Origin of the sequence: Bacillus sp. JJ864 (assembly GCF_036963045.1) — a bacterium.
Taxonomy (GTDB): Bacteria; Bacillota; Bacilli; order Bacillales; family Bacillaceae_G; genus Bacillus_A; species Bacillus_A pseudomycoides_C.
In genome coordinates this window covers 24,136-32,984 of the sequence record NZ_JBALLY010000006.1, presented here as the reverse complement: position 1 = coordinate 32,984, position 8,849 = coordinate 24,136, and the positions used below count along the sequence as shown (strand labels likewise).

Here is an 8,849-nt window from a genome sequence, read left to right as displayed (position 1 = left end):
AATAAGGGTGGTTATTTTTGTTTTGAATTCAATTATCTCTTCAAAAGACTAGATATTATTCTTGGATACACTTAAACAAATTTTTCACCTGGAAATTTGAATGAAGTAGAGAAATGATAACCGAAGATTGTAGCGAGATAGCTACTCTTTCCACATAGTTAATTAAATTTGTCATTATTAAATAATTTACATTCCACTTTGTTTAGGAATTTATGATTTACAACTAAAAATATTATGTATGTATCATGCCAAGTTTAAAGGTTATCGCTAGACAATCATACATAGTTAGTATATTGGATGCTCTTCCAAATAGCTAGAAGACTTCTACAAAAATAGCTTTTTGAAAATCAAGGAAAATTGTTTTTAATGTTTTATGGCGAGAGATTCTTCTTGTTTAATAAATTTATGAATATTCTATCGGGATTTTTTATTCCTTATTTAATAATACAAATTTAATATCGACTAAATGGTATTATTTTACTACTATTAAATTGACAATATTACGAAAATGAGGTGATGATTTGAAATTACTCATAGTTTTTAAAGCTAGAAAGTTACCGAGACATCATCATTTTTTATTTGCTAGTTTGGTAAAGTCGGCATTAGCAACATCAAATTCACAAATGCAATATGAAATGTATCAGTACACACCAAACCAGGCAAATAAAGAAATGCGACCTTTCACTGGGGCCATCTATTTGAATGACTACACCTTAGAAGGTGGAGAGTTCATTATTCATCAAGACGTACGTCTTACAATTTCTTCACCCAGCGCCGAAACGATTCTTAATCTATACAATGGATTTGTGCAGAAAACAGATTATAAATATCAATCTTACGAATTGTCCTTAGCACATATTAAAATGCTCCCGGAAAGATTACCAAAAACAAATCGTGTATTATTTAAAACTTTATCGCCTATAGTTATTAAAAATAAGGATGGAAAGTATCTAGATTTACATGATGGAAATTATCAAATTGAATTAAATTATGCAGCAAATGAATGTATGAAAGCTGTAGCAAAACGTTCTTTATATAAACCAATTACTTTAACACCAGTTGTTATGAATAAAAAGGTTGTACAGTTAAAGCATGATTCTTTTGCTTCATTAAATACTCAAAATATTTTATACATGAACGCATATGAAGGGACTTTTCTATTAGAGGGTGCTCCTGAAGATTTGAATATTTTAGCGCAGGCAGGTCTTGGTTTTAGACGTTCTATATTCTTTGGTTGTATTGAAATGATTAATGAATAGGAGGTGGGAACTTGATTGAATTGCAAATTGATGAGGTGGTCTACAGTGCGGGAATATTAGGATTATGTCGAGTATTTCAACATGCAAATCTACATTTTGAACGAAGTGGTCAAACGATTTCTTTTGATGAAGCGAATCTAGAAAATTTTACAGAACATTATTTTGAGTTGTTAATTGAGCGTTATGGCTATGAATCTAGCTATTATAAAATGCTTGCGAACAAAGATTTTGTTGAAAAGTGTATCGCGGGGATAGATGATGAAAAGCAGCTCGAACAGTTTAATACACTGATTGATAATATGAAAAGATGGATAACATCAAATAGTTATAAAAATGTTTATTCGTTTTTGAAAGATATTCCATATCACTTTGAAGCGGAAGCAAAGGCTTGGAAGAAAGTAAATAAAAAGAAGAAAGAAACAGTAGGTGATGTGCGTCAGCAAGTTACGGAAATGGCTGTAAAACTTTTAGAATGTATTACTTTTTTAGAACATCCCAAAGCGAAGCGGTACATCGTACCACGTGTGTTAAGTTATCAAGTTATTCAAGGTTTCTGGTCAAACGTTTCTTTATTAAATAGCACTGCTAGCAAAAAGGATTTGTATGAGGAATATGAAAATTACTTTATTAAATCCGCATCAGCATATTTAGCAACAAAGAAGGATGAAAAGAAATATGCTAAAAATAAATTAACGTGTGCTTGTTGTGATAATAGAATGAAAACAACCGCAGAAGCTTTTGATTTAACTTGGATGCAAAAAGTTGGTGTAGATGCTGCGAGAAAATCTTCGCACTATTGGGATCATCAGCGAGATACTTTTATCTGTCCGATATGTAATATTGTGTATAGTTGCGTACCGTTAGGTTTTACGTTAGCGAAAGGAAAAGGGTTATTTATTAATAATAATCGCTCCGTTGATGAACTTATTTCTGTGAATTCAATTTCTCTACGTGATGGAAAAAATGAACTGCTACAGGATGAATTAGAATCGACAGCTTATTATAAGATTTTAGATGTAATGGTACAACAGGCTGAAAATCATAAAAATTTAGAAATAGATAACATTCAAATTGTGAAATACGACCGAAATATGGAAGCGAGACCATATACGTTTAATATGTTATCAAGAGAAACAGCACAACAAATGCAGAATAGTAAACAAGATTTTCAATTTTTAGTTGGAAAATTTGCCAAAGAAAACGGCGAATATATACAAATTTATCAGGAAACAGTCAAGCGTTTGTATAATGGCCAAAGTTTTGCTGATTTACTCTATCGATTACTTCGTTTAGTGGTAGATGGTGAATTTAAAGGAATTGCATCTATCAATAAGATTCTTAATATTTCGAATGAAAGATTTAAAGGAGGGACGCATTATATGACACAAGAAGAATTGAAAAAGGTTCGTAGTTATGGTTTCCATTTGAAGGAGGCATATCGTGGGCAAGAATCAAAGTTGAATGGTATTTCGTATCGTTTACTTAATGCCTTAAAGGTGAAAAATGCCAACAAGTTTATGGAAACACTTATTCAAGCTTATAGCTACAAAAGGCTAGCAATTCCAGCTGTTTTTGTACAGGCATTACATGATGTGGAGAAGTTCCAAACGATTGGCTATGCATTTTTAATTGGACTGCACGGTTTTGAAAAACTAAAGGACAATAAGGAGGATGAGATAAATGGATAAAAAGGGTCTTACACTTAGTGTGATTTTTGAAGCAGAGAGTGCCAATTATGGAGAAGGTGTTGGGAACGTAACATCCTTAAAGAAACTTTCTCGTGGTGACCACGAGATGTACACATATATTTCTAGACAAGCGTTACGTTATAATATCGTCGATCAAATGGGAATTAATTATACACCACTCGGTACAGATGGTAGCGTGCTTCAATTCCATCCAGAAGCAACAATTGCTGATTATCCAGAGATTGACTTGTTTGGTTATATGAAAACTGTAAAACCAACAAGAACACGTGCTGCTGTAGCGAGATTATCAAATGCAATAGCGCTGGAAAGTTATAACACAGATTTAGAATTTCTAACAAATAAAGGCTTGCTGGATCGTTATAAAGCAACAGAAGGTAAAGAGGATGATAAAATTAAAGGTGGAAATATTGCGCAAAGTGAGATTCATAAATCCTTCTATGCTTACACACTAACAGTTGATTTAGACAAAGTTGGAATTGATGTGAACGATGATATCGAAATTCCAATAGCAGAACGTTCCGATCGTGTTATAGCATTATTGCAAGCATTGAAGTTTTTATATCGTGATATTAAAGGAAGACGGGAAAATTTAGCACCGATCTTTGCTATTGGTGGTGTCTATGATTATAAGAATCCGTTTTTCGAAAATCGCTTAAAGCTTAAGGAGAATAAGCTAGTCGTGAGCACAATTGAAGGTGTGCTGGCACTAGACGAGCATGTCCAAAAAGAGACACATGTCGGCTTAGTAAAAGGGCTTTTAGCAAATGATGAGGAAATCGAACAAACACTTCAAGCAAAACCAATGGCTGAATTTTTCAAAGCACTTGAAGTAGCTGTTATGAATTACTACGGGTGACAATTATGAAAGGAATTCGCATTGAAGCCTATCAAAATTTAGTTAACTATAGAAAACCGACAAGTTTTCAGCTAAAAGAAACGTATCCTTTACCGCCCTATTCGACTGTAATTGGAATGATTCATGCTGCATGTGGATTTACGAGCTATGTACCGATGCAGGTGAGTATACAAGGGAAATATCACTCCAAGGTCAATGATTTATGGACACGTTATGAATTTGCTGGTAGCTCGTATGAGGAAGGGCGACATCAGTTAAAGTTAGAAATGAATGAGGGTAAGACATACGGTATTACACGTGGGGTATCCACGACAGAGCTATTAGTCGATGTAGAGCTTGTGCTGCATATTGTACCTGAGGATGAGGCGTATGTACCCATCATTAAAAAAGCCCTTGAATCTCCGTTAGAATATTTATCACTTGGTCGCCGAGAGGATCTACTGCAAATTAATTTGGTGAAAGAAATAGAAATTATAGATGAAATGACAGAATCAGGGATGCCAGTAAGTTATGACATCTATTTACCACAAAATAGTAGTGATGAAAAGATATATGAAAAATTAGGAACCAGTTATCGTTTAAATAAAGTATATGAACAAGTTGAGATATCCAAAGGGAAGAAGATTCGACAATGGCAAAAAGTCAATGTCTATCATATTCCGGCATCTGAAACAAATCAACTCTACGCATATTGCGATGTATATTTTGATGAAGATGGTTTTGTTTTGTTATTAGCTTAAAGAATGGGATTCGTCCCATTCTTTTTTAAAAGGGGATGATGGAAATATTTCAACAATTACTTGCCAAATCGGAATCGAATAGGAGTGCTGCTGAAACGATTAAAGAGCACACAGAGAAGTTATTAACAAGACATACAGAGTTTAAAAATGTGTATCCAGAGGCATTAACAGAAAGGGATTGGGAAATATTATGGCACGCTGCCTATTATCATGACGTTGGCAAAGCTAATACAAAATTTCAAAATAAGCTAAGGTCTACAGAAGAGCGACAGTATGATATTTTACCTGATTTAGTTGAGGTCCCACATGCGTATTTGAGTTGTGCCTATATACCGATCAAAGATCTGATGAGAAAATTCGATAAAAATGAAGTCAGGATTCTTTTGCTGGCAGTCTATTATCATCATGAGCGAAATGAACAAAATACAAATGCTAGTAAACAAATAATTGAACGAGATTTACAACAATATGTGTCTTTACTAAAATCTTACTTTACTATTCGTGATGTTCCAGCCTTTGACTATGGAAGATTTACAGATAAAGATTTTTTAAGGGAACGCAATCATTTGTATCATTTCGTACGAATTAAAGGATTGTTGAACAAGTTGGATTACGCGGCGAGTGGTGGAATTGCTATCGAAGTGACGCCAAAACATTTAACAGAAAAAGTAGAGAAACATTTTAAAAAAGAAGGTTATGGAAAAAACGAATTACAGCAGTATTTGTATGAGAATCAGCAAGATAGTCATGTCGTTATCGCATCAACAGGTATTGGAAAGACAGAAGGTGCATTGTTTTGGTTAGGGGATGACAAAGGGATTTTTACTCTACCATTGAAAGTGTCGATTAATACGATTTATGACCGAATTCGAGATGTATATAACTATGATGATGTAGGATTATTGCACAGTGACTCGCATTTGGAATATGTCAAGCGAGCAGAAGGACAAGAATTTAGTTTATCTGCACTGAATCATACAAAGCAATTTTCTATGCCGCTGACAGTTACAACGCTTGATCAGATTATTGATTTTATTGGCCTGTATCCAGGGTTTGAATTGAAGCTTGCCATTTTTTCATACAGTAAATTAGTTATTGATGAAATTCAAATGTATAGCCCGCGCTTGGTAGCATTTATCGTCATGGGACTGAAATATATAACCGATATGGGTGGAAAATTCCTCATTATGACAGCAACATTGCCGCCGCTTTTTATCGAGGCACTTCATAAAGAAAATATTCCGTTTAAACGGCCAGAAACACCATTTTTAAAGCTAAATGATAATGGGGAGGTCATGCAACGTCATGTAAAGAAGATGATTGAGCGTGACTTAACAATTGAAGAAGTACTTGTCCATTCACTCGAACAAAAAATACTTATTATTGTGAATACGGTTGGAAAAGCACAGGAATTGTACAAAGGTTTTGAAAATCTGGGAATAGAAGCATATTTATTGCATAGTCGGTTTATTCAAAAGCATCGTCAAAGTAAAGAAGCTGCTATTAAGGAATTAGGGAAACGTACATGTAAAGAAACAGGTATTTGGATTACCACACAGCTAGTGGAAGCGAGTGTGGATATTGATTTCGACATTTTATTAACGGAACTTTCAGAGGCAACGGGATTATTTCAGCGAATGGGACGAGTTTATCGTGGAAGACATTATAACGGGTCAGATCCCAATGTATATGTGTTTACAGGTGAAACATTACCATCAGGCATTTCGGCAACGAGTCGCAAATCGGTGGTCGATTTTACAATTTACGAAAAATCAAAAGATATCCTTATGAAATATGACAACCAGTTACTAACCGAATCATTGAAAATGGATATTATCGATCAGATATACAGCAGAGAGGCTCTTGGTGGGGAATGTGTTTACATAAAAGAGTTTGATACTACTTTGCAGCAATTGAAAAATGTACTTCCTTACGAAGAAACAGAAAAACCTACATTACGGGATATTCAAAATGTCACAGTTATTCCATCTAACGTTTACCGGGCGCATGAACAGGATCTTACCGAAAGATGTGAGCAAGTTACGACAAAACTCGAACGGGAGAATATTTTACGAGAATACACCGTTGCAATTCCAGAATGGGCGTATCAGGTAGCTTATAAAAAAGGATATGTTGATGGTTCAGTTAAACTAAATAAATACACAGAATATCCAGTTGTTGCATTTCAATACACGGAAGAAATGGGACTTATTTACAAAGTTGATGAAAGTGCGCATTTTATGTAAAGGGGTGACGAGATGCAGTGGGATGATTTAAAGGCAACAGGTTTACAAGTACAGTATTTAAAAGTATGTGAACGGAAGCTATGGTTACACGCTCATCAAATTGCATTTGAAAATGACAATGACAAAGTAAAACAAGGGAAAATTTTACATGAAGCGTCTTATCAACGAAAAAAATCCAAGGAAGTACTGATAGATAATTTAATACGAATTGATTTGATGGATGAGCATTATGTAGGCGAAGTAAAATCCAGTAGTAAAATGTTACATGCTGACCAAGCGCAGCTACTATATTATTTATTTGTGCTAGATCAAATAGGGATTAAACGTAAAGGGAAAATCCATTATCCAAAGGAAAAACGTGTAGATGAAATCGAATTAACGGAGCAGGATAAGCTAGAAATTCCAAAATGGCTGAAGCGGATTCAACAAATTATTCAGCAGCAGACTCCTCCAAAAAAAGAAAAATTACGCTATTGTACAAAATGTGCATACTATTCTTTTTGTTGGGTAGGTGAAGAAGAGTGAAAGATTTATATTTATTCAATAATGGGCGATTACAACGAAAAGATTCAACAATTTATTTATTATTAGAGGATGGAACGAAAAAAACGGTACCGATTGAACAAGTAGAAAATTTACATATTTTCGCGGAGATGGATTTTAATACATCTTTTATAAACATGCTTAATCAAAAGGACGTAAGTTTACACTTTTATAATTACTATGGCTATTATTCAGGAAGCTATGTACCGAGGCGTAAGAAGATTTCTGGATTTGTTGATGTACAACAGTCTGCACATGTGTTGGATTTAAACAAACGATTATATATAGGCCAGCAATTTGTTTACAGTGCCATTCACCATATACTTCGAAATATGCGACGTCATAAGGATAAAGTGAGTGAGTTAATATCAGAAATCTTAATCTTAAAGGAAGCAGTAGCTGATGCAAAAGATATTCCAACATTGATGGGGATTGAAGGGAAAGTGCGTTATACGTATTATCAAAGCTTCAATAGTATGATTAATAACCCAGATTTCTACTTTAAGAAGCGAGAGAAACGTCCTCCGACAGATCCTATTAATGCATTGATTTCATATGGAAATAGTTTAATGTATACAGCTGTACTAACCGAAATATATAAGACACAGCTTAATCCTGCAATAAGTTACTTACATGAGCCAGGATCACGTCGATTTTCTCTATCGTTAGACTTAGCAGAAATCTTCAAACCACTTTTAATGGACAATTTGATTTTTACATTGATTAACAAAAAAATGATTCGACTTGAGCACTTTGAATACGTAGAAGAGAACATTTGCTTTTTAAATGATACAGGTCGAAAGATTTTTATTACTGAGTTTGAAAATCGGATGCGTACCACTATTAAGCATCGTAAATTAAACCGGCAAACATCCTATAGATTTCTTATTCGTTTGGAATGTTACAAAATCATCAAGCATTTAATTAATGATGAAGATTATAGAGCATTGAAAGCGTGGTGGTAATTTGTACGTATTAGTAGCATATGATGTAGATGTGAAACGTGTAGGAAAAGTGCATAAAGTACTAAAAAAATATTTAACTTGGACGCAAAATTCATTATTTGAAGGTGAAATTACAGAAGGCTTACTCAAGCAATGCATGGCTGAAATTGCAACAAAGACTAATCCGACGGTTGACTCAATTTATGTATATCGCATTGCCAATCCTAAGTATATTAATAAAACTATTTATGGTGTAGAAAAAGATTTTGAAAGCATGTTTTTATAATTTGCAGTAAATCGAATTTTTTGTAGAATGCTCATGAAATCTTGATATATAAGGCTTTAAAACCCATTTTTGTGAAAATACGAGAACACAATAGAGGATACACTGCAAAATTGGAAAATGATATAATGAATATGTGCTTCAAAACGTTGATAATAAAGGCTATTTTTATATGCTTTGAGTAGGGTTATTCATTAACTATGTGGAATGTAAATGCTTTTATTAATTCTTCAATCATCTGTTATGTTAAGGTTATTCATTAACTATGT

8 protein-coding genes are annotated in these 8,849 nt (G+C 33.9%); all 8 read left to right on the top strand.

The window, feature by feature from the left end; genetic code table 11:
- Positions 1–521 precede the first annotated feature (521 nt).
- From cas6 to cas2, 8 genes are read left to right on the top strand one after another with little or no spacing between them, the layout of a single operon-like run.
- Positions 522–1,259 (top strand): CRISPR-associated endoribonuclease Cas6, encoded by a 738-nt coding sequence (gene cas6, locus V7024_RS01475; RefSeq protein ID WP_335514687.1) that lies wholly within the window; start codon positions 522–524, stop codon positions 1,257–1,259.
- 11 nt (positions 1,260–1,270) lie between these two features.
- On the top strand, positions 1,271–2,947 hold the full coding sequence (gene cas8a1 / locus V7024_RS01470; protein WP_335514685.1) for a type I-B CRISPR-associated protein Cas8b1/Cst1: 1,677 nt from the start codon (positions 1,271–1,273) through the stop codon (positions 2,945–2,947).
- Positions 2,940–3,824, top strand: a complete 885-nt coding sequence (gene cas7i / locus V7024_RS01465; protein WP_335514682.1) for a type I-B CRISPR-associated protein Cas7/Cst2/DevR — start codon at positions 2,940–2,942, stop codon at positions 3,822–3,824. Before cas8a1 ends, cas7i begins: the two co-directional genes overlap by 8 nt.
- A gap of 5 nt (positions 3,825–3,829) precedes the next feature.
- Complete coding sequence (gene cas5b / locus V7024_RS01460; RefSeq protein WP_335514679.1) at positions 3,830–4,564, top strand: type I-B CRISPR-associated protein Cas5b; 735 nt, start codon at positions 3,830–3,832, stop codon at positions 4,562–4,564.
- A gap of 38 nt (positions 4,565–4,602) precedes the next feature.
- Positions 4,603–6,810: a CRISPR-associated helicase Cas3' gene (gene cas3 / locus V7024_RS01455; protein WP_335514675.1), complete on the top strand. Its 2,208-nt coding sequence runs from the start codon at positions 4,603–4,605 to the stop codon at positions 6,808–6,810.
- 12 nt (positions 6,811–6,822) lie between these two features.
- On the top strand, positions 6,823–7,335 hold the full coding sequence (gene cas4, locus V7024_RS01450) for a CRISPR-associated protein Cas4 (protein ID WP_335514671.1): 513 nt from the start codon (positions 6,823–6,825) through the stop codon (positions 7,333–7,335).
- Positions 7,332–8,318: a type I-B CRISPR-associated endonuclease Cas1b gene (gene cas1b, locus V7024_RS01445; protein WP_335514668.1), complete on the top strand. Its 987-nt coding sequence runs from the start codon at positions 7,332–7,334 to the stop codon at positions 8,316–8,318. Before cas4 ends, cas1b begins: the two co-directional genes overlap by 4 nt.
- A 1-nt stretch (position 8,319) precedes the next feature.
- On the top strand, positions 8,320–8,583 hold the full coding sequence (cas2, locus tag V7024_RS01440; RefSeq protein ID WP_335514665.1) for a CRISPR-associated endonuclease Cas2: 264 nt from the start codon (positions 8,320–8,322) through the stop codon (positions 8,581–8,583).
- The last annotated feature ends 266 nt before the right edge of the window (positions 8,584–8,849 follow it).